Origin of the sequence: Paenibacillus sp. FSL L8-0340 (genome assembly GCF_038593145.1) — a bacterium.
Taxonomy (GTDB): domain Bacteria; phylum Bacillota; class Bacilli; order Paenibacillales; family Paenibacillaceae; genus Paenibacillus_AQ.
The window spans coordinates 5,336,557-5,358,805 of the sequence record NZ_CP151967.1 but is presented as its reverse complement, the minus strand read 5'-3'; the positions used below and the strand labels follow the sequence as shown (position 1 = coordinate 5,358,805).

The window sequence follows — 22,249 nt, the reverse complement described above, 5'->3', positions numbered from 1 at the left end:
ATAACAGGAAAATTCATTGGAGATATGAAACTCTGTGTAACAGCGTAGCGGATACTTCTTGAAGACTCTAATTGTAAGCGTATACACATGATGGATCTTTCCAAAAGTACCAGCGGAGGAGGAGATCAATGGACCAATGTTGTCAAATTAAAAGCTATTCTTTTTTTTCTCTTTGATGCAAACGTTTGCGCGCCCTATCCCATTAAAATTAATCAGGAGGTTGTTTATTTGGCACGAAAAACAGCTCGGAAATTAGTTTCATGGTTGGTTATTTTTTCGCTTTGCTTCAGCTTATTCGGCTTATCAGGAGGGGCTTCGGCCAGCGATACCGATTATACGGTCACCTATACAAGCTCTACAGCGACAGCTGTGACATTGCACTGGACTACCAATAACTGGACGAATACTGTGGACACGGCTATGGCCAGGAATGGGACCACATTTACGGCGAACATCAATGTGCCGGAGGGTGCCACACTAATTTATTGTTATCATATTACGGCCCCGACAGATTACTGGGATAGCAATGGCGGGAAAAACTGGACGGTCACCATTCCGGTTACCGGGAAATACGAAGCAGAGAACGCAGGCTTATCAGGAGGTGCAAAAGTAAATACAAACCACGCCGGATATTCCGGGACCGGGTTTTTGGATGGATACACCGCCCCCGGAGCAGTTGCAACTTTCAGCGTCCAGACTTCCAGTCAGGCCGCCTATAATACCACTCTCCGCTATGCGAATGCAACGGGCAGCGCCAAAAACCTCTCCATTTATGTCAATGGAATAAAAGTAAAACAGACAACGTTACCAAGCTTGGCCAATTGGGATACATGGGGCGACCAGACAGAAACGCTCTCCTTGCAGGCCGGAAATAATACCGTTGCTTACAAATACGACTCCACTGACACTGGAAACATTAATATCGACTATGTGACTGTCTCGCCTGGAGCTACTCCTTCGGCTACCGTAACACCGACAGCAACAGCAACACCGACAGCAACACCGACAGCTACCGTAACACCGACAGCTACCGTAACACCTACAGCAACTGCGACACCTACAGCTACCGCAACACCTACAGCAACTGCAACACCTACAGCAACTGCGACACCTACAGCAACTGCGACACCTACAGCAACTGCAACACCTACAGCAACCGTAACGCCGACACCCACAGCTACCGCAGCCGGGGTAACGGTTCACATTAAGAAACCTTCAAGCTGGAATTCAGCGATGCGAATCCATTATTGGAATCTGAGCCCGGCAACCGTTCCAACAAGCGGGGCATGGCCGGGAATTCTGATGAAGCCGGATGGGAACGACTGGTACAGCTATACGATTGCTGATGCTGCGGGCGCGAGTCTGATTTTTAATGACGGCAGCGGCAAACAGACGGGCGATTTGTCCCGCAGTGTGAAGGAGTCCTGGTATTACACGGATAACGTGTGGTATGAAGCCAACCCGGAAATCCCCAAAATTCCAGTGGTTTCAGTCTCTCCTGCGCCGAAAACATATGATTCTGCCCAGACAGTGAAACTTTCCAGTACCAATAGCGGCGATAAAATTTACTATACAACAGACGGCTCAACACCTACGACAGCATCGGCCTTGTATACCTCGCCAATTCAGGTGGCTTCCTCTTTGACCATCAAGGCTTTTGGTGTGAACTCATTGGGTCAAGCAGGAAATGTAGTCTCTTTCGCTTATGTGATTGACTTAAATGCCGATTTTCAAGCCCCGGCAATCACAGCAAATTTGCCTGTTGGGCATTCTGAGTCCCAGGTCACTGTATCCTTCACGATAAAAGATAACAAGGCAGCAACGACGAGGGCATACTACACAGATGATGGTACGGAACCATCCGCAAGTTCTAAAGCCTATATTTCAGGCAATGCACTGACCGGCTTGACTGGACCTTCCATACTTATCTCCAAAACCACTACTTTGAAGTTTCTTGTGATAGACGGCGCCGGTAATCAAACCACGCAAAGCTTCGTCTACAACATTGGAAAGTCGGGAGATTTCCGGGAAGACAGCATTTATTTCGTGATCACTTCGCGGTTCTATGATGGCGATCCGAGCAACAACGTGCACGCATGGGATGATGCCAAGGCGAATAATCCGGATTCGGACCCGGCTTGGAGAGGCGATTTCAAGGGGCTGATTCAAAAGCTCGATTACATCAAAGCTCTCGGATTCAGTGCCATCTGGATTACACCTGTTGTAGAGAATGCGAGCGGTTATGATTATCATGGTTATCACCCGATCAATTTTGCCAAAGTAGATCCAAGGTATGAATCGGCAGGCGCTTCCTATCAGGAGCTGATCCATGCGGCCCATGCCAAAGGGTTGAAGGTTATTCAGGATATTGTCGTCAATCATACCGGTAACTTCGGTGAAGAGAATCTGTTCCCCATGTTCAAGAAAGATGAGACCAAGCCGGACACTGTTAACAACATGCTCAAAATAACGGATAAGCTGCCGGCAAACTATGATTCCATGACACCCGATCAGCAATATCAGGCAAGACTTGCCTTGATGAAGACAGAGGGGCAGAACAATAACATTTACCATACGGAGAAAAGTCTTTCCTGGGAATCCTATACCGTACAGACAGGGCAGATTGCCGGAGACTGCGTCGACCTCAACACGGAAAATCCTGTAGTTGACCAGTATTTGATAGACTCCTATAACCAATATATTGATATGGGTGTAGATGCTTTCCGTCTCGATACAGTGAAGCATGTGAGCCGCTATATTTTTAATAAATACTTTATTCCTGCCTGGAAGACAAGAGGCGGCTCGGACTTCTTTATCTTTGGTGAAGTGGCCACCCGCTACAGAGATGTATGGAACAGCGGGATTCCGGCAATTTCGACACCATTTTATACCTGGAAATCTTCGAAATCGTATCCGGGCGATAACACAAATGACTACGCTTCCAATAAAGCGTCGGTTGAACAGGAGTGGGCAGACAACTCGACTACAGCAGGACAGCCTACCTCGAACAATGCTTTCCTGATCGGCAATACCTATCATGCGCCTGACTATTCGATGAAATCGGGTATGGATGTAATTGATTTTCCTATGCATTGGGCCTTCAAGTCAGCACAGGAAGCATTCAGCATGAAAAGCGGCGACCAATTCTATAACGATGCAACCTGGAATGTAACCTACATCGACTCTCATGACTATGCTCCTGACCAGGCTCCGGAAAATCAGCGCTTTGCCGGTACACAGGACACTTGGGCTGAGAATCTCGCTCTGATGTTCACTTTCCGGGGAATCCCCGCCATTTTCTATGGCTCTGAAATCGAATTTAAAAAGGGGTCTGTTATCGATGTAGGTCCAAACGCACCGCTCAGCACAACAGGCCGCGCTTACTACGGCGACCACATTGAAGGCAGTGTTACGGTACAAGATTACGGCAGATATACCAATGCTACCGGCACACTTGCGGACTCGCTCAACTATCCTCTGGCCAAACATATCAGACAGCTCAATCTAATCAGAAGAGCGGTTCCTGCTTTGCAGAAAGGTCAGTATTCTACAGAGAATGTAACGGGCAACCTGGCGTTTAAGCGAAGATATACCGACAACGCCAAAGGCATTGACAGCTTTGCATTGGTTACGATTTCGGGAAATGCCACTTTTACCGGAATTCCGAACGGAACTTACGTGGATGCGGTGACCGGAGATTCCAAAACCGTTACTAACGGCACAATTACACTGACATGCTCCGGTAAAGGAAATGCGAGAGTGTATGTGTTAAACGGCAGCGGTGGAATTGGAGTCACGGGTACCTACCTGAAGTAACCAGCAAACCATTCATCCCCCAAGAGTATGAAGCCTCGGCTCGATCCATGATCCCTCTGGAATAGACAACATAACCCGCCAGGTACTTACCAAAGTGCCCGGCGGTTTTTTTACATTCCAAATATCGCATCACGAACTCCAAAAACCTTCGGTTAATTGTTATTTTTAGCCGCTCTGTAACGTGAGATTCCCCAATCTATAATAAGCGCTATAAATAGCCATGAGAAAAAATGGATTCCACACAGAACAAACTTCCAAAGGAGCTCGCTTTTCATAGATTGATGCAAATCCGTCAACTGAGGTTCAAACCATAAAAGTAACGGACTGGTAAAAGCCAGTAGCAAGTTTTTATCATCATTTCCAGATAAATTAATGAAGCAACAGATCAAAGAAAGCAGCGGCAACCAGAAACTGAATTTTTTAAAGAATATAATCCATCCCCCCTCCTATACCCTAAATACTACCATAAAATGCTTTGAGCTGAGTTTTTAAGAAACAGTTAAGAATCAGATAAAGATTGTTAAGAATTGATTGCGTAAACTAAAAAGGGTATAGGATACCGATGCAGACAAAGGAGGGAGTTACCAGATGACATCATAGTTGAAACCTACGGACAAACTATTTAGACCCTTTTGCTTATGGAGTGCTAACCAATTCTATGATTAGGAGATTTATGATGAAAAAAATCCTCGGGCTGGCCCTTGCCACCTTGCTTATACTGCCCTCAACAGCACTGGCGAAAACGGATCCCGTTCAGCGCCAAGGTGTAAAATTGGACCAGGCAGATGTAAAGGAATTCACCAATCAATTTTTTAAACAAAAAGAAGTTCAAGAACTGCTTGTTGGATCTGCAGTTGTTGTGGTTAAAGATGGCAAGGTATTGCTTAACCAAGGCTACGGTTACGCTGATGTTGCCGCCAAGAAACCTTTCGATGCAGATAAGACCGTATTTCGTCTGGCTTCCGTCTCCAAGCTGCTTACCTCTGTGGGGATCATGCAGTTAGCTGAGGCGGGTAAGGTTGATTTGAATAAGGATATCCAGGGCTATTTGCCTCATCTGCAAATTCCGAATCCAACTGGGTCCCCGCTTACCCTTAAGCATTTGATGACCAATACTTCGGGTTTTGATTTAGGGGGCTCCCCTGAGCCTGGTAAAGCCTACAGCTTGGAGGACTATGTAAAAGCAACAGTGCCCACTGTTACCCATACACCTGGTGAAGCCTACAGATATAACAATTATGGATTTTCTCTGCTGGGCTACATTATCGAACAGGTAAGCGGCTCATCCTTTGAAAGTTATATGAAAAAGGGCTTGTTCGAACCCTTAGGTATGGATAATAGTAATGTGCTGTTCAACAGTGAGGTAAAGAAGGCCATTGCTACCCCCTATGATGTTACACTGAAGCCTCAAGCACAGCTCCCCAATATCCCTGACAGCGGTCCGGAAGGACTCATGTTCTCAACAGGCAGTGACATGGCGAAATTCCTTCAGGCGATGGTTAACTATGGACAACAGGGTTCTAAGCGCATCTTAACGAAAGACTCAGTCTTGGAGATGGAGAAGAACAGTGTGACTATTCATCCTGATATTCCGGGGAGCGGTTATGGCCTGGAGACTATTTATCCGTCGTCTTACAATGGATACACTGTCGTTGAGAAGGGTGGCGATTTACCCGGATTTCATAGCAATTTATGGTTGCTGCCTGAAGAGAATACGGGAATATTCGTTGTGTTTAACAGTGATAAAGGCAACCTTCGAGCCCCATTTTTTGAGCAGTTTATGAACCGCTATTTCCCTGATAAAGGGATAAGTCCTGTGATCAAAACGCCGAAGCCTACGCAAGAGCAACTGCATCCATTCGAAGGGGTGTATCAGGATTTGCGTATGCCTGGCTGGACCTACGATATTAAGGCTGGTGACGGAACTCTGCTGGTGTCTGATCCTCGGGGAGAGCATGTCTTACGCCAGTCGAAGGATCTGCTGTTCTATGATGAGGAGGGAGTGCCTGCTGGCTTCCAAGCGGATAAAGACGGGAACATGGAATACTTCTCCTACAACAAGGTGGGAAGTTGGTCTCAGAAGCTTCCTGAGCCTGCGAAATATTCTGATGTTCCAGAGGATCATCCTTACGCAAAATACATTTATAAGCTCGTTCAATTGGGTGTGATTCAGCAGGACCAGGATACATTTAAGCCTGAAGAACCCATGACAAGGGGCAAATTTATTGCCCAGTTATTCAAGTTTACAGATTTCCCGCTTTCTTCAACACCTAGCCAGTTTAGCGATACTAAGGGTCATCCGTATGAGGCCTTCATTCAGACTGCAGCTGAAGGCGGAGTTGTATCGGGATTTTCGGATGGAAGCTTCCGCCCGGATGAGCCTGTGACCCGGGAGCAGTCAGCAGCTATGATATTGAGGCTGGTGAAGTTAAGTATAATTGTTGAACCTGTAAAGGCTGAGTTAAGTGAAGATGTCAGCCCATGGGCATCTGAAGGGGTACAATTCGTAGTGGGCCTTCATCTCTATGGCCCTGATGTTACAGTAACAAATGGAACAGTACATTATCGGCCGAAGGATATGCTGTTAAATCAAGAATCGGCTGTGTTGTTGGGATTGCTTATTCAGAATCTGTTGTAATATACAAGCAGGCCGAAATACAAGTTAGACCCGCAGAGGGATGGATACCCCCTCCCTCTGCGGGTCTTTAATTTTAGGAGGATCACAACTGGAGCACCCCCTCCTACATCCTAAATACTACCATAAAATGATTTGGGCTGAGTTTTTAAGAAACAGTTAAGAATCAAATAAAGATTGTTAAGAATTGATTGCGTAAACTAGAAAGGGTATAGGATACCGATGCAGACAAAGGAGGGAGTTACCAGATGACATCATAGTTGAAACCTACGGACAAACTATACAGACCCTTTTATTTATGGCATGCTAACCAATTCTATGATTAGGAGATTTATGATGAAAAAAATCCTCGGGCTGGCCCTTGCCACCTTGCTTATACTGCCTTCAACAGCACTGGCGAAAGCTGAACCCGTTCAGCGCTCAGATGTAAAGCTGGAACAGGCAGATGTAAAGGAATTCACCAATCAGTTTTTTAAACAGAAAGAAATTCAAGAACAGCTTGTAGGAGCTGCAGTTGTTGTGGTTAAAGATGGCAAGGTATTGCTTAACCAAGGTTACGGTTACGCTGATGTTGCCGCCAAGAAACCTTTCGATGCAGATAAGACCGTATTTCGTCTGGCTTCCGTCTCCAAGCTGCTTACCTCTGTGGGGATCATGCAGTTGGCTGAGGCAGGCAAGGTTGATTTGAATAAGGATATTCAGGGCTATTTGCCTCATTTGCAAATTCCTAATAAAACAGGGTCCCCGCTTACTCTTAAGCATTTGATGACTCATACTTCGGGTTTTGATTTAGGGGGCTCCCCTGAGCCTGGTAAAGCCTACAGCTTGGAGGATTATGTAAAAGCAACAGTGCCTACTGTTACCCGTAAACCTGGTGAAGCCTACAGATATAACAATTATGGATTTTCTCTGCTGGGCTACATTATCGAACAGACGAGTGGCTCAACCTTTGAAGAATATATGAAAAAGGGCTTGTTCGAACCCTTAGGTATGGATAACAGTAATGTGCTGTTCAACAGTGAGGTAAAGAAGGCCATAGCTACCCCTTATGACATTACACTGAAACCTCAAGCACAGATTCCCAATATCCCCGATAGCGGTCCGGAAGGAGGCATGTTCTCAACAGGCAGTGACATGGCGAAATTCCTTCAGGCAATGCTTAACTATGGACAACAGGGTTCTAAACACATCTTATTGAAAGATTCAGTCTTGGAGATGGAGAAGAAGAGTGTGACTATTCATCCTGATATTCCGGGGAGCGGTTATGGCCTGGAGACTATTTATCCGTCGTCTTACAATGGATACACTGTCGTCGAGAAGGGGGGCGATTTACCCGGATTTCATAGCAATTTATGGTTGCTGCCTGAAGAGAATACGGGAATATTCATTGCATTTAACACTGATAAAGGCAACCTTCGGGCCCCCTTCTTTGAGCAGTTTATGAACCGCTATTTCCCTGATAAAGGGATAAGTCCTGTGATTAAAACGCCGAAGCCTACGAAAGAGCAACTGCATCCATTCGAAGGGTTATATCGGGATTTGAGTATGCCTGGCTGGACCTACGATATTAAGGCTGGTGACGGAACTCTGCTGGTGTCAGATCCTTTGGGAGAGCATGTCTTACGCCAGTCTAAGGATCTGCTGTTCTATGATGAGGAGGGATTACCTGCCGGCTTCCATGCGGATAAAGACGGGAACATGGAATATTTCTCCTACAACAAAGCGGGGAGTTGGTCTGAGAAGCTTCCTGAGCCTGCGAAATATTCTGATGTTCCAGAGAACCATCCTTACGCAAAATATATTTATTCGCTCGTTCAATTGGGTGTGATTCAGCAGGACCAGGATACATTTAAGCCGGAAGAACCCATGACAAGGGGCAAATTTATTGCCCAGTTGTTCAAGTTTACAGATTTCCCGCTTTCTACAAGGCCTAGTCAATTTAGCGATACTAAGGGCCATCGGTATGAGGCAGTTATTCAGACTGCAGTTGAAAGCGGAGCCGTATCGGGATTTTCGGATGGAAGCTTCCGCCCGGATGAGCCTGTGACCCGGGAGCAGGCAGGTACTATAGTATGGAGGCTGGTGAAGCAAAATTTAATGGTTGAACCTGTAAAGGCTGAGCTAAGCGAGGATGTCAGCCCATGGGCATCTGAAGGTGTGCAATTCGTAGTGGGCCTTCATCTCTATGGTCCTGATGTTACAGTAACAAATGGAACAGTACATTATCGGCCGAAGGATTCACTGTTAAATCAAGAATCTGCTGTGCTGATGGGATTGCTTTTTAAAAATTTGTTCTAATGTAAAAGCGATGCTTAAATACAAAAAAGACCCGCAGAAGGGATGGATGACCCCTCCCTCTGCGGGTCTTTAATTTTAGGAGGAGCTTGACCTTGCAGTATACTTCAACCTTTATACTGGAATCAGTGATGAAGAAAAGTATTAAGTTGAGCTACAGCAAAAAGGAGCTATGTACTATGAATAGCAACATCCTTCCTGACAAAGATAAGCTATGGTATTGGCAAGAAGAGCTGAATAGAGGGGGCCCGCGATTTACTGGAAATAAGGCACATAGAAAGCTGATTGATTTTTTCGAACAGGAATTAACGGACATGGGACTGAAAGTCAACCGGGACAAGCATTTATTCACAAAATGGGAAGCGAAGCAATGGAATCTGTTTGTGCAGGTGGAACAAGGCGGCATAGAGGAATATCCCGTTGCGTCCTACTATCCCTATTCAGGAACAACCACAGAGGATGGCGTTGTGGGTGAACTGATCTATTGTGGTTCAGGACCCGGAAATTTCAAACAGGCGGCTGGAAAAATCGCGATTGTGGAAGTAACCGTTTCTAAACTTCCCTCTTCGGTAGCACTTAGAAAAAGAACCTCGTTTCCTAAAAGCGCAAAGCTTCCTTTCGGACTAAGAAATTCTGTTGTTAGTTCGTTAATGAAAGGTCCGGATTTAGTAGAGGCAAAACAAGCTGGAGTGTTAGGCTTGGTATGTGTCTGGAAAAAGATATCCGCAGAAAACGTTAGGGGGCAATACCTTCCATTCACAACTGCACTTAAAGATTGTCCGGCTCTATGGGTAGACGGGAACACGGGAGATCAATTGAAGCAGCTAGCCCTCCGGCATGCTAAAGCACGTTTAGTACTGCATGCTGAAATCAAGGAAAATGCAGATAGCGATACGCTTTATGCCATTCTTCCGGGAACGAATAGAAGCGAAAATATCCTGATCAATACCCATACAGACGGACCGAATGCCTGTGAGGAAAACGGAGGGGTTGGCCTGCTGGCGATGGCAGAGTATTTCTCAAAGCTTCCATTGGAACAGCGTCAAAGGGATTTAGTGTTTGTGTTCGTTACAGGCCACTTTCAAATTCCGCAATTCGGTATACAGGGTCAAGCCACTACACGCTGGCTGCATGATCATCCTGAACTTTGGGACGGAGAAGGAGGCCATCAGAAGGCGGTGGCAGGTCTTACACTGGAGCACTTGGGATGCAGGGAATGGAAAGATAATCAGGAGAATAGCCGATACAGCGACACCGGAAATCTTGAAACTGAACTTGTGTATACAGCAAATGAGATGATGAATACAATTTATTTGGATTCGCTTAAGGGAAGAACGAAAGTGAGAAGTATAACGTTGAAACCGATAAACAATATATATTTCGGCGAAGGGCAACCGTTATTTGACGCCGGGATACCGAATATCTCACTTGTTCCAGCGCCTGACTATTTATGTGCAACAGGACCCAACGGATATTTAGACAAGCTGGACATTGATTTTATGGATGAGCAGATAGGGTCATTTATTAAAATGACAACCGTAATTGACCGTACACCAGTAGAAGTATTAGGTCAACCAGAACCTTATGCCAAAGGTCTTCTGGGTTTCTTGGTAAAAGACGCAAACGAAAAGCAATAAAACAGCGGCATTTTGGGCGTGTTTTTCGTGTCCAGGACTGCCGCTGTTTCAATCTGCGGGATACTTATATATCAGCATATCTGAATGTTCTTAATGCCAATAAAAAGGTGGCAACCCCCATCAATGCCAACAGGCCCACACTTATAAAGTAACCGGACCACTCCATGGCCAGAGAATTGCGCAATCCGTTGATAAACCATTGAAAAGGGTTAATCCGGTTAAGCGTCTGAACCCACCCTGGGGCACCATCTAAGGAATAGAATGCGCTGCTGCAAAGCAATAGCGGAATGGTAATCATATTCGTCAGGATACTCACATTGTTCTCCGTCCGGCTCAGGCTGGCAGCAAAAAAGCTAAGAAAAACATAGCTAATCGTGGCGATGATTATTACCGGAATCAATGCAACAATCGAACGTACTGCAATATTAAGCTCAAAAACAAAAATACCTGATATCAATACGAGGATTGCACACACAAGAGAAGTCAGTGTCCATGCCCCTGAAATACTGCATATATATTTCCAGAGAGACATAGGGGTTACACGCAGCAGGTTGTATACACCTCTTCGGCGCTGTGTCAGGACCGCGAAGGATGTGGTCATAAATGAATAGAACAAAATGCTGACGGCCATCATGCCGGTTAGTATGCGTTCAGGGTAATCCGGAGATTTTATAAACATTCCTAAGCCAATGGTTCCGCCTATCGGTAACACAATCGACCAAAATAATAAAAATGGATCACGGGTTGCAGATTTAAGCGTAAGTCTGAATATTGTATTCATTGTATTTGCCTCCTAATCTAAGCATGATCGGTCAACTGAAGATATAGATCTTCCAGTTTTTCAGCATGATATTGCTGCAACAAGTCTTCCGGTTGTCCCTCAGCAACAATTTGTCCGTTATCCATCAAAATCAAGCGGTCAGCGATACGGGATACTTCCTCCATATCATGAGAGGAGAACAGCACAGTCACTTTGTTCCCGGCAAGCCGCTCAATCATTCTTCTAATCTCTTGACGTGCCCGGGGATCAAGCCCTGCCGCTGGTTCATCAAGAACAATTAAATCGGGATTGTGTATCGCAGTGACTGCAATGGCAAGCCGCTTTTGCTGTCCGCCGGACAAACGGGCGGCTGGTGTTTTTCCTGCATCTGCTAAGTTGCATTCCTCCAGCTTGTTTCGTATTTGTGCCTTGCTTAGCTTCACATGATAAAGTGCCGCAAAAAGTGCAAGATTCTCTTCAGCTGTGTATCCTTCAAAAAATGGAGTCGATTGGAGCTGCACACCTATATGCGCACGGTAATCATCCCTCCAGCGTGTGATTTCGCCGGAATCCGGCTGCAAAATCCCCAACAGCATCGCCAAGGTGGTTGATTTTCCGGCTCCGTTTGTGCCAATCAGAGCAAGAACTTCTCCTTGCCTGATTTCCAGGTCAATTCCCTTTACTACCTCACGGTTATGGAATTGCTTATGGATACCTTTGGCTTCAATGAGGTTCATCCTTTCCACTCTCCTTTACTTCACATTGTTTATTCATCGTTGAGTATAGGGGCATTTTTTTCTCCCTCAGTTATGAGGGAGAGTGTTTATTCCTGTGTATCCAAAAGCGCCAGCGCCTTTTCAACAAAATCCTGCTGCTGCCGGATAATAGCGAACATATTATCCATGATCAACATGACCATTGGAGGGATGTTATGCTGCATGGCTGCATCTTTGGCTTCAAAACCTTGCTTCACAGCGTCGTATTCATCCTGTAGAGTGCTGCGCTGCTGTTCTAATGCTCTTCGGCATTCCTCCGGCGGCAGTTTTTCATAAAAGGATAAACCGGAATACATCTTCGAAGGGTATAGCACAGAAGAAGCTTTTAGCGCATCGCTGATCAGCTCCTGCAGATACTGTTTTCCGGATTCAGTAATGGTGTAAATCGCCTTTTGGCGATGCCCGGTCTGTTCAATGCTTGTGACCGCAACATAACCCTCCAGCTCCATTTTTTTCAGTGCATGATAAATAGAACCGATCAGCACCCCACCCCAGCGTTCCGCATCTGTCATCTGCAGCCCCTGCTGCACATCATAACCAGACATAGGCTGAACATTCAGCATTCCAAGTACAAGTAATCGTGTCAACCGCTTTCCACCTCCATTACTCAACGTTGAATATTGTATAATGACTATTGGACTCTGTCAAGCTGATATGTAATCCGGTTATACAAGCATGGCGGGTATTATGTGAAAATGGCCGTCGCCTGGGCAGTTTCAATGTGCTATATCAAACTGCCCGAGGCAACGATAGCATACTTTGAAAAGAATTCATTGGATGATTTCATCGAAACGGATGATCTCCTCAAAATGCGTCAGCGCTTTCTAACCCTTTCATCCCTGATTACGAGTCGTAGATTCTATCGTCATCATCATTCTCTTCTTCGAGAGTCCGTATCTCAATCAGTTTCATGGCGGTGAAAGCCCTGATTCCATGCCGATCTCCCCGAACCATTGTAAATATCTCACCTGTGCGGGCCGCAGCAACCGATCCGTTCAGAACGACTTCTCCATGACCGGACACTATCATCCAGCTCTTGCTGGAATGAAGACAGGGCATTTCAGGCAGGGCATGATCCGGCAGCAGGGACAATTTAATTGTAAGCACAAGCCCCGAACCGCTGGTTGCCTCGTCCAGCACGGTAAAGCTCCCCCATTCAGTTTCCCCATACCTCGGTGCAGCGGAAACGTCTTGGAGGATTTCTTTAATGGCATTTGCTTCTGCTTTGCCGGCAATCAGAATGCCCTCGGGACTTCCTACGGCAACTATGCCGGGTACGCCGATCACATGCAGCGGAATGTTCAATTCATTGACAATGTGGGTATGACCCGACTCTCCCCAAATTCCCCCTGCACCAATCACGGGATGATTCAGCTGGGCAGTCAGTGTTTCCCAGCTTCCCAGATCACGCCACTCGCCTTCATGCGGCAGCACGACGGCTTTGCTGCTGCGCTCAGCTACTTCCTTGTCAAAGCTGCGGACTGGAAATCCGGGGTACAAGTCTGTAAATGCGGCGAGGTCAATAGGCAGCCCCATTTGTTCCAGATGCGACAGCATAAAGCGCAGAGAAAAAGCAAAAACTCCACAGTTCCATAACGCATGTTCCCGTACCAGCTCCCGGGCTCTGGAGATGACCGGCTTTTCTTCAAAAGAAAGGACGGGCGAATAGGCTGAAATCGTCCCCTTTCCCGGGACAATGTAGCCGTACTGGTCCGAGGGATGGGTGGGCCTTGTCCCAAGCAGAACAAGGTCTGCCTGTGAGGCAGCCAATGTATCCGTGAACTGATGAAATAAACGGAAGAACGCGTCATCCGCAAACATATCTGCCGGAGCCACGCAGAGGGTATCTTCGGGTTTAGCTTTTCCGGTGGAGTGCAAGTAGAGTGCCCCAAGCGCGGCGGCAGTGAAAGTACCGCGCTTATAAGGCTCCCCAATTACCGGGTATCCGTTTCCGGTATACCGCCGGGTCAGAGCCTTTTGATCCTTATGCGTCACGAACAACGCCGATTCACCCAGTCCACATTGATTGAGCTGGCGGCATACCCGTCCAAGCATGGACTCTGTGCCTCCGCCCGGTGCAGGAAGCAGCTCTAGAAACATTTTGGAACGGATCCGTCCGGACAGCGGCCACAGCCGCTGTCCGGAACCGCCGCATAAAAGAATGGTATGCACGGCTGTCTGCCTCCTTAATGCTTGGGGGGAGTGGAATATCCTTTACGCTGATGGAAGGAAAGCGAACGGTACGTACGGGCATACTTCCGAATCTGCGCTTTTCCCAGAGAAGCGGCTGAGGTCTTCAGCGACTTATTGTTGGCATTTTTCAATATCACAGCGGCGCTGTTTCCGCTGTAGACATAATTGGCATAGGTTTCAAATTCGGAAAAGCCGAACTGTTTCTTCTTGTCGATACTTCGGATAATGGCGGCATGCCATGACATCCCGTGCCGGGCTTCGATTTTTCTTTTTAGTCCGGCCAGTTTTGCTTTCTCAAACAGCATGTAATGGGTGACAAAGGATTTGGGTGAAGGGGCGGCAGTTCCCAGCAGCTTCCGGTAGGTGCGGAAATATTCCGGCTGGCTCCAGTTGCGGCAATAAAAGATACTCTTTCCTCCGGTACGGAACCGGTGGGAACGAATCAGCACCGTATCGGCATCAATGACCAGAAAATGACTTTCCCGGCAGATATGATCACCGTTCATTTTAAGCAGCTGCTGATACAGCCAGCCGGAACGGTTCCAGCGGGAGGAGGAATAACGGATGTCTTTTTTAGTAAACGGCAGAACGGTGGTTTCATTGACAAAGATACAGTTTTTGCGTGAGCACAGATTTCTGATCTTGCTGCTGTCCGGTGAGACAATATAGATATTGCTGATGGGGTGGCTGACATAACGGCGAAGACTGTCGATCACATGAGGGAGGGTCGCCAGGTCCTTTTCAATCGCCGGAATAAGGACATCTATCGCGGGACCGCTAACACTTAAGCCTGCTGAGGTTGCTGACATAGGTTCATCTCCGTGCACAAATTGACATGAGCGTCTGCACTAATGTATGCCGAGAATTCACTTCATGACCGGGCATAGATCACCGTAAAGATAATCTAACCTATACGGGATAGATGCTTAATTCAGCGGGGGCCTCTTCTGCATAGGATGCAGTGACTATGTAAATCAGGGAGGGGATTCATCCCTTCTCAGACAGGAGAGTGCATGAGTGAAGGCAAAACATGCTAACTTACCGCAGAGCAAATGGCTCAAGACCAAATTGCTGCTGCGCAACGCTTCGATCAGGCCCTTTATTCCGGACACCCGGAAGTTCAGCAAACGTAATCTGGAGCAGATGATCCACAGCTATGGAATGATCTATGTCAAGCCGGAACGGGGAACCTATGGCAACGGGGTCATTCGCGCGGAGCGGGGGGAACGGCAGGGCTTTACTTACCAGTATGAAGAAACCGTCCGTCATTTCGACAGCTTTGCGGCCTTTCACAAAAGTCTGGCGAAGAAGACTGGCGGCAGGAGTTATTTGATTCAAAAAGGGATTCACCTGCTGAAGCATAACCGGCGGCGCTTTGATATCCGGGTGATGGTACAGTTAAGCCCCAAGGGCGTATGGGAAGCTACCGGGATTATCGGACGGCTCGGGCATCCGGGCAAAATAGTGACGAATTACCACAGCGGCGGCAAACCCATGGCGATTGAGAAATTGCTCTCGACCCATCTTTCGGAGCGCAGGCTTGCGCAGCTGACAGAGGAATTAAATAGACTGGGTACCCGCATGGCGGCTCATATGCAGAAAACCTACCCCCGGATTCGGCAAATTGGCGTAGATGTCGGTTTGGACCGGTCGCTGACGCCATGGATTATTGAAGTGAACATGAATCCCGATCCCTATATCTTTAATCAGCTTAAGGATAAATCCATGTATAAAAAAGTAATGAGATACCGGCGTTTTTATATGGGGAAATAAAGCTTTCGCATGAGGAGTATCGCTGTCGTTAGCAGAGGCTCAGTGACAACTGAGCCTCTTTGGTGTCATTTCAAGCGGTATTCTAACGGAGAGACGCCGAAGTGAGCCCGGAACACGCGGTGAAAATAAGAGTAGCTGGCGAAACCGCAAGTTTCGGCAATATGCTCCAGCGTCAATTCACTGTATTTGATCTGCTCTACAGCAGCTTTGAGCCGGATCTCAATCGCATATTGAATCATGGTTTTGCCGTAATGCTCCTTAAACAGCCTTACTGCCCGCGACAGGCTAAGACCGGCATAGCTGGCAGCTTCCTCAAGCTTAAAGGTGACCGTGGCATGCTCTTCAATAAACCGCTTGAGCTTCAGGGTTGCCGTACCCTTCCGGTCCGCCTGTACATTTTCGGTAATCGCTCTGTCAATATACAGGCAGAGGCTGCGCAGCAGCACATCCTTCAGCTCGGCATCCTCTTCAAGCGAACCGCGCCGTTTCTCCAGCAGAAGGTTGCGCCATAAGCCAATCAGCTTGTCATCCAGGCCAATCCGGTTAGCCACCGGACGGTTCCTCCGTTTCCACCAGGCGTCAATCCAGGGGCCTTCGCAGAACAGATAATAATCTCCGCTGGACAGGCGTCCCTTATGTTCCGGTTCCTTCACCGTCAGCTGGTAATCGTCGCCTGGCCGGAGCAGCAGCAGATCACCGCCGCTCAGAGTGTACTCTTGGCCGTGTGAGGTCACTTCACAGGAGCCTTCGGTTTGCAGCCGGAACAGGTAATTCTGTAATCCGCCCTTCAGATTGTGGTTAAACGGCTTATAGTGATATGAGTGATCGCAGATGAGCAGAGACGTGTCCATGAATATGACCCTCCCAACGAATTCAGAGCAAATAGTTCATGTTCTGTCGATATTGTATATGTTCATTTTAGTCTGTATTCCACTAGAATGATACCAGAGAGAACAATAAAATTTTAAGTAGACAGAGGTGTTTGTTATCATGAACAAGATCAATATCGGGTTACAGCTGTACACGCTCCGTGATCTAACCGCTTTGGATTTCGAAGGAACACTCCGGAAGGTGGCGGAGCTTGGTTATCAAGGCGTTGAATTTGCCGGGTATGGAGATATTCCCGCTGAACAAATGAAGTCGCTGCTTGATGAGCTGGGTCTCCAAGGATTCAGCAGTCATGTTTCGCTGGAAGCCATGCGTAAGGATCTGCAAAAAGAGATTGATTACCTCAAAGCTATCGGTGCAGCGTATATGATCTGTCCTTTTCTAATGCCCGAGGATCGTCCTCAAAGCAGTGAGGAGTGGAGCAAATTGTTCTCCGAGCTGCAGGAAATAGGAACTGAAGTCAGTAAGCAGGGATTGATTTTTGGTTATCACAACCATGATTTTGAATTTATAGGACAGGCCGGAGAACATAACGCATTTGATGGCATGTTTATGCAAACCACACCGGCTGCGGTTCAAGTGGAAATGGATGTGTGCTGGGTTCAATTCGCTGGACAGCATCCGATCGAGTATATCCACAAATATGCCGGACGTCTGCCGCTTCTCCATCTGAAGGATTTCAGCACAGACGAGCAGGGTCAGATGATAACGCTTGAATTGGGACAGGGTTCCGTTAATCTGCCTGCGGTTATTGAGGCCTCAGCGAAAGCGGGGGTGCAATGGCTGATCGTGGAGCAGGATGTCTGTCAGAACCCGCCGCTTGAAAGTATATCGAACAGCTATAACTGGCTTAAACAAAACTATTTAAACCAATAATAATCTATTGCTTAAAGGAGCTACTTAATATGAAAAAAATCAAAGTTGCTGTATTCGGCTGCGGCGCCATCGCCGGGCGCAGACATATCCCAGAGTATGCAGCGAGTGAACACGTAGAACTGGTTGCTTTTGCAGATCCTATCATGGAGCGCGCCGAGAAAATGGCCGAAACCTATGGCGGCAAAGGTTATGCCAGCTATGAGGAATTACTGGCTAATGAAGAAGTGGATGCGGTCAGCGTATGTACGCCGAACTATCTGCATGCTTCAATGGCTATTGCGGCGGCCAATGCCGGCAAACATGTTCTGGTGGAAAAACCCATGGCATGTTCCGCTGAAGAAGGTGAGCAGATGATCGAAGCTGCCCGTAAAAACGGAGTGTACCTGATGGTTGGACATAATCAGCGGCTGATGCCGCCTCATGTGAAGGCTAAAGAAATTCTCGACTCCGGCAAACTGGGCAGAGTGCTTACATTCCGCACGTCCTTTGGGCACCCGGGACCGGAGGGCTGGAGTGTAGACGGTGCAAACAGCTGGTTTTTCCGCAAAGAAGAAGCAATCATGGGTGCGATGGGCGACCTGGGCGTACACAAATCCGATTTTATCCGTTATTTGCTGAACGACGAAGTATCCGAAATAGCCAGTTTTATCGGCACTCTGCATAAAGAAGGCACGGAAGTCGATGATAACGCAGCCTGCATCCTGCGGATGAAGAGCGGCGCCATTGGAACACTGGTTGCCAGCTGGACACAATACAGAGGCGGAGACAACAGTACCGTATTATGGTGCGAGCATGGTGTGATGAAGATTGGGACTGTAGCGGGCGACGAAGTGATCGTGGAGCTTACGAATGGTACGGTCGAGACCTACAAAGTGGGTGCTATGGCGACCAATGAAAAACAGGTGCCGAGTGGTGTCATTGATGATTTCGTGAAGTCCATCGTAACGGATACACCTCCGGCGATCTCTGGGGAAGAAGGACTGAAATCTCTGAAAGTCATTTTGGCTGCATTCGAATCCCAGAACACGGGGCAAATGGTCAAGCTGTAATTATTTTCACACATAAGCAAATAGTTCAGGTTACAAATGATGGAAACCGCAGCCGGCTTGGCTGCGGTTTTTGTCTGGCCGCTAGGCTATTTAATCAGCAACTTGCCTGTAAAGAGTATTTTGTGAAAGGCCTCAAGCGGTCAGCTTATTCTCTGCCATTTTTTGAGCATTAACACCGGTCTATGCTATAATTCCTTATACTAATGCGAGTAAACAGGAGGAAGGGAATGCAAGAGCGAAGCAAGAGAAGGAAAGCGCAGCGCAGCAAATCACGTAACCGGAAAACGCTGCTTAGCGTGACCGTTGTGCTGGGTACGTGTCTGATCGCTGGAGCTGTTTATGCAGGAACTTTGTATTATAAGGCTGAACGGGCACTTGACCGGATTTCGGCATCGGGAACGACTCCGAGTGAAACGGCAAGTCCAACATCGCCTATGCCTGGAGCTTCGGCCGAGGCTGATGCTGCGGATGCCGTGGATGAGAATAAACCGCTCACGTTCTTGCTCGCCGGTGTGGACAACCGGAGCGGCAGCGGAGGGACGCTGAATACGGATGTGCTGATGCCGGTGGTCTATGAGCCTGTGAGCAAAAAGCTGTCCATCCTGTCCATCCCCCGTGACATGAAGATCACGAGCAGTGAGATCGGCGCGCATAAGGCTAATTATTATTACGCTTATTATTACTCCCATAACAAAGGTGAGGACTTAAGCAAGACCAAGGAGTTCTACAGCAGTATTCTGCAGATCGACATTGACCATATGATTCTGGTTAATTTTGAGGCGTTCAGCAGCATAGTGGATGAGCTTGGCGGACTGGATATCAATGTGCCGATGAATATGCGTTATGTAGATAATGCGGACGGAACAAACATTAATCTGACTAAAGGGATGCAGCATTTAAGCGGCAAGGAAGTGCTGGATTTCGTCCGTTACCGCAAATCGAACCGGGGAACGGCAGAATCCTCAGATATATCCCGCAACGAGCGGCAGCAGGAGGTCCTGAACCTGATTCTGGGTAAGCTGGATTCCGTGAACGGGATTGCTCAGCTGGGGGATATCATCGACATCCTGGGGGAGAATATCCGCACCGATATCGACAAAGTTCAGCTCCGTGACTGGATTCTGAATTATAAATCCATGAAGCCTTCATCCAGTGAGCTCATTACACTGGATTCGGTCTGGAAGAGCCCTTATGTCTATGCCAAAGAAGAGGATCTGCTGGTGAAGCTGCAGAAATTTCGCGAACCGCTGGGTCTGCCTGCGCTCGACAAGCAGCAGCTGCTTCATGATTTTGGAATTACGGATTAGGCAAGTCAACTTTACATAGAATTGTTCTATGTTTTTATTTCATACAGGAAACGAATGAAGGGTTGTCTCAATCGCAAAGGTTTTGCGAGAGAGGCAGCCCTTCTCTGTTACGCGGACTACTTTTTCAGATCCTCCGGAAATTCCCCTGAACATCCAGCGGATGGATATCATCCCGGCAAGTCAGACAATCAACTCAAATTTGTCCCCCAATATGAGCTGCTTGGAGCGATGGATTTTTTGTCCGTCCGGACTGGAGACTGTGCTTGTGATACTAAGCAGCGGATAACCTTCCTCAATATTCAAATAGGTAGCCACATCAAAGGAGGCGTACTCCATTACGATATATTTTCTTGAATGCCCGAAGGAGACTTTGTATTTGCTCTTCAAAATTTCATAAAGCGATTTATCGTTCAAATCTTCCTGCAGCAAAAAAGAATAGGAGGAGGGGAACCGCGAATACTCCACGGAGATTGGAACGTTGTCGGCATAACGGATGCGTTCAATGTTGATGACTTTGTCCCCCGGGTTCAGCCCCAGATGCTCTTGATCCGATAAGGTGGCTTCTTCAATTACGCACTTGATGACTTTCGCGCCGGGTGTTTTGTTCTGCAGCTTGCACGTATCGCTGAACCCGATCGTTTCGGCGACATTTTTTTGAATCTTGTCTTTAGTAATGAACGTGCCTTTACCCGGAATCCGCACCAGATAACCACCCGAGGTGAGTGAATCCAGAGCGGCCCGTACTGTGACACGGCTTACCTGATTCGTTTCGCTTAATTCCAGCTCTGTAGGGAGTTTGTCCCCCGGTTTCAGTGTGCCGTTTTGGATAGAATCCAATATATTCTCCTGCAGCTGTTTGTACAGTGGAGATGATTCGGAAGGGTCAAGCATTTGTTATACCTCCAGGTTCAAAAATCGATTATAAAACGGGCTCTGTGGCAAGGAATAGATGAGGTCTATCCATATTACGTCCGGATTATCGGACATCTGTCCAACGAAATGTATTGCATTGTATTGACCACATACTTCTATAGTATAACAATATAGACAATTTGTTAACAGTTTACATTACTCTGCTCTCCTAATGTTACTGTAAACACCTTGTAATGAGCTCAAATAAGAAATTTTATAAAAAATGAAAGCCCTCTCTTGTATCATGTATTGCTTTGTGCTATTATTTGTCCATAACATTCCCATACAAAAGCCGGCGTGGAATGGAAAATCATAATATGTATCATACAAGGGAGAGGGAGAATGGATATGAAACAAATTATCGAGCAGATTATAGCGGATAAAAAAGAGGGCGGCGGCATCAAGCAGGTCTATTATGTTGCTTGCGGCGGTTCTTACGGAGCGTTCTACCCAGCAAAGACATTTCTTGAGAAGGAAGCTAAGGACATTAAAGTAGGCCTATACAACAGTAATGAGTTCGTGCATAACACGCCTAAGGCATTCGGTGCAAATGCGGTCCTGGTCGTAGCCTCCCATAAAGGCAACACGCCGGAAACGGTAAAAGCTGCGGAACTGGGTAAAAAAGCGGGCGTGCCGGTTATCGCACTCACCTGGATCGAAGATTCTCCTATTACGGAATTTGCGGATTACGTGGTCAAGTATAGCTTTGGAGAGAATAAAGATATCGCTGGTGAAAAAACGATCCAAGCGCTTATGACCGCAGTGGAAATTCTGAAACAGACGGAAGGGTACCCGAATTACGAGAAATTCCTCGATGGCGTTTCAAGAATCGACCGGATTGTAAAACAGGCAACCAAGCATGTAAAGAATCGAGCCCTGACGTTTGCCAAAAACCACAAAGACGATTCCGTCATCTATACGATGGCCAGTGGAGCGGGGTATGGTGCGGCATATATGGAAAGCATCTGTATCTTTATGGAAATGCAGTGGATCAACTCCGCGAGCATCCATTCCGGTGAATACTTCCATGGACCGTTTGAGATTACGGACGCCGAAATTCCGTTCGTCCTTCAGGTATCGGAAGGTAGTACCCGGGCACTTGACGAGAGAGCGCTGGATTTCCTTAACCGGTACGCTAAGCGGGTGGAAGTGCTGGACGCGAAGGATCTTGGACTGTCCACCATCGATAGCTCGGTCGTTGACTATTTCAATCACTCCTTGTTTAACAACGTGTACCCCATCTATAATCAAGCTTTGGCGGTGGAAAGAAAACATCCGCTTACCACACGCAGATACATGTGGAAGGTTGAATATTAATCCGTACTCATTTCA

Annotated in this window: 16 protein-coding genes and 1 pseudogene; 10 read left to right on the top strand and 7 right to left on the bottom strand. The window is 47.2% G+C overall.

Features of this window, described 5'->3' with window-relative positions; translation table 11 throughout:
• The first annotated feature begins 228 nt into the window (after positions 1-228).
• The 4 genes from NST07_RS24510 to NST07_RS24495 all read left to right on the top strand — a co-directional run bounded on the left by NST07_RS24510 (position 229) and on the right by NST07_RS24495 (position 10,383).
• Positions 229-3,816, top strand: a complete 3,588-nt coding sequence (locus tag NST07_RS24510; RefSeq protein WP_342480307.1) for an alpha-amylase family glycosyl hydrolase — start codon at positions 229-231, stop codon at positions 3,814-3,816.
• Positions 3,817-4,492: 676 nt separating this feature from the next.
• The gene (locus NST07_RS24505) at positions 4,493-6,454 is read left to right on the top strand and encodes a serine hydrolase (protein ID WP_342480306.1); all 1,962 of its coding nucleotides are present in this window, start codon (positions 4,493-4,495) and stop codon (positions 6,452-6,454) included.
• Between the two features lie 333 nt (positions 6,455-6,787).
• On the top strand, positions 6,788-8,749 hold the full coding sequence (locus tag NST07_RS24500) for a serine hydrolase (RefSeq protein WP_341095012.1): 1,962 nt from the start codon (positions 6,788-6,790) through the stop codon (positions 8,747-8,749).
• 176 nt (positions 8,750-8,925) lie between these two features.
• Positions 8,926-10,383, top strand: coding sequence for a hypothetical protein (locus tag NST07_RS24495; protein WP_341379290.1), 1,458 nt, complete (start codon positions 8,926-8,928; stop codon positions 10,381-10,383).
• A 64-nt stretch (positions 10,384-10,447) separates the two neighbouring features.
• On the opposite strand, the gene NST07_RS24490 is transcribed toward NST07_RS24495, so the two are convergent.
• From NST07_RS24490 to NST07_RS24480, 3 genes are all read right to left on the bottom strand, one after another.
• Complete coding sequence (locus NST07_RS24490) at positions 10,448-11,164, bottom strand: ABC transporter permease (protein ID WP_341095009.1); 717 nt, start codon at positions 11,162-11,164, stop codon at positions 10,448-10,450.
• Between the two features lie 17 nt (positions 11,165-11,181).
• Positions 11,182-11,880, bottom strand: coding sequence for an ABC transporter ATP-binding protein (locus tag NST07_RS24485; RefSeq protein ID WP_341095006.1), 699 nt, complete (start codon positions 11,878-11,880; stop codon positions 11,182-11,184).
• An 86-nt stretch (positions 11,881-11,966) separates the two neighbouring features.
• A complete protein-coding gene (locus tag NST07_RS24480) occupies positions 11,967-12,506 on the bottom strand; it encodes a PadR family transcriptional regulator (RefSeq protein ID WP_340897144.1) in 540 nt (179 codons plus the stop codon).
• Positions 12,507-12,590: 84 nt separating this feature from the next.
• Between NST07_RS24480 and NST07_RS24475 the strand changes: the two are divergent.
• A pseudogene (locus tag NST07_RS24475) lies at positions 12,591-12,704 on the top strand (DNA alkylation repair protein); the annotation flags it as partial.
• A gap of 58 nt (positions 12,705-12,762) precedes the next feature.
• Here NST07_RS24475 and NST07_RS24470 read toward each other — a convergent pair.
• Both NST07_RS24470 and NST07_RS24465 read right to left on the bottom strand, forming a co-directional pair.
• On the bottom strand, positions 12,763-14,091 hold the full coding sequence (locus NST07_RS24470) for a sugar phosphate nucleotidyltransferase (RefSeq protein WP_341095004.1): 1,329 nt from the start codon (positions 14,089-14,091) through the stop codon (positions 12,763-12,765).
• A 14-nt stretch (positions 14,092-14,105) separates the two neighbouring features.
• Positions 14,106-14,921, bottom strand: a complete 816-nt coding sequence (locus NST07_RS24465) for a DUF6492 family protein (protein WP_341095002.1) — start codon at positions 14,919-14,921, stop codon at positions 14,106-14,108.
• A gap of 208 nt (positions 14,922-15,129) precedes the next feature.
• Between NST07_RS24465 and NST07_RS24460 the strand changes: the two genes are divergently transcribed.
• Positions 15,130-15,885, top strand: coding sequence for a YheC/YheD family protein (locus NST07_RS24460; protein WP_341095000.1), 756 nt, complete (start codon positions 15,130-15,132; stop codon positions 15,883-15,885).
• A 65-nt stretch (positions 15,886-15,950) separates the two neighbouring features.
• On the opposite strand, the gene NST07_RS24455 is transcribed toward NST07_RS24460, so the two are convergent.
• Complete coding sequence (locus NST07_RS24455; RefSeq protein ID WP_341094999.1) at positions 15,951-16,736, bottom strand: AraC family transcriptional regulator; 786 nt, start codon at positions 16,734-16,736, stop codon at positions 15,951-15,953.
• 139 nt (positions 16,737-16,875) lie between these two features.
• On the opposite strand from NST07_RS24455, the gene NST07_RS24450 reads away from it, so the two are divergent.
• The 3 genes from NST07_RS24450 (at position 16,876) to NST07_RS24440 (ending at position 20,005) form a co-directional block, all read left to right on the top strand.
• The gene (locus NST07_RS24450) at positions 16,876-17,649 is read left to right on the top strand and encodes a sugar phosphate isomerase/epimerase (RefSeq protein WP_341094997.1); all 774 of its coding nucleotides are present in this window, start codon (positions 16,876-16,878) and stop codon (positions 17,647-17,649) included.
• A gap of 29 nt (positions 17,650-17,678) precedes the next feature.
• A complete protein-coding gene (locus tag NST07_RS24445; RefSeq protein WP_341094995.1) occupies positions 17,679-18,698 on the top strand; it encodes a Gfo/Idh/MocA family oxidoreductase in 1,020 nt (339 codons plus the stop codon).
• Positions 18,699-18,925: 227 nt separating this feature from the next.
• Positions 18,926-20,005 (top strand): LCP family protein, encoded by a 1,080-nt coding sequence (locus tag NST07_RS24440; protein WP_341094994.1) that lies wholly within the window; start codon positions 18,926-18,928, stop codon positions 20,003-20,005.
• Positions 20,006-20,185: 180 nt separating this feature from the next.
• Here NST07_RS24440 and NST07_RS24435 read toward each other — a convergent pair whose 3' ends face one another.
• Positions 20,186-20,896 (bottom strand): GntR family transcriptional regulator, encoded by a 711-nt coding sequence (locus NST07_RS24435; RefSeq protein ID WP_341094993.1) that lies wholly within the window; start codon positions 20,894-20,896, stop codon positions 20,186-20,188.
• 363 nt (positions 20,897-21,259) lie between these two features.
• Between NST07_RS24435 and NST07_RS24430 the strand changes: the two genes are divergently transcribed.
• Positions 21,260-22,234: an SIS domain-containing protein gene (locus NST07_RS24430; RefSeq protein WP_342480305.1), complete on the top strand. Its 975-nt coding sequence runs from the start codon at positions 21,260-21,262 to the stop codon at positions 22,232-22,234.
• Positions 22,235-22,249 lie beyond the last annotated feature (15 nt).

Bases quoted from the DNA above. Each gene is read 5' to 3' on its own strand.
- NST07_RS24490 (WP_341095009.1), bottom strand. From the start codon at position 11,164: ATGAATACAATATTCAGACTTACGCTTAAATCTGCAACCCGTGATCCA.
- NST07_RS24435 (WP_341094993.1), bottom strand. From the start codon at position 20,896: ATGCTTGACCCTTCCGAATCATCTCCACTGTACAAACAGCTGCAGGAG.
- NST07_RS24500 (WP_341095012.1), top strand. From the start codon at position 6,788: ATGAAAAAAATCCTCGGGCTGGCCCTTGCCACCTTGCTTATACTGCCT.
- NST07_RS24465 (WP_341095002.1), bottom strand. From the start codon at position 14,921: ATGTCAGCAACCTCAGCAGGCTTAAGTGTTAGCGGTCCCGCGATAGAT.
- NST07_RS24430 (WP_342480305.1), top strand. From the start codon at position 21,260: ATGGATATGAAACAAATTATCGAGCAGATTATAGCGGATAAAAAAGAG.
- NST07_RS24485 (WP_341095006.1), bottom strand. From the start codon at position 11,880: ATGAACCTCATTGAAGCCAAAGGTATCCATAAGCAATTCCATAACCGT.
- NST07_RS24440 (WP_341094994.1), top strand. From the start codon at position 18,926: ATGCAAGAGCGAAGCAAGAGAAGGAAAGCGCAGCGCAGCAAATCACGT.
- NST07_RS24450 (WP_341094997.1), top strand. From the start codon at position 16,876: ATGAACAAGATCAATATCGGGTTACAGCTGTACACGCTCCGTGATCTA.
- NST07_RS24455 (WP_341094999.1), bottom strand. From the start codon at position 16,736: ATGGACACGTCTCTGCTCATCTGCGATCACTCATATCACTATAAGCCG.
- NST07_RS24445 (WP_341094995.1), top strand. From the start codon at position 17,679: ATGAAAAAAATCAAAGTTGCTGTATTCGGCTGCGGCGCCATCGCCGGG.
- NST07_RS24495 (WP_341379290.1), top strand. From the start codon at position 8,926: ATGAATAGCAACATCCTTCCTGACAAAGATAAGCTATGGTATTGGCAA.
- NST07_RS24505 (WP_342480306.1), top strand. From the start codon at position 4,493: ATGAAAAAAATCCTCGGGCTGGCCCTTGCCACCTTGCTTATACTGCCC.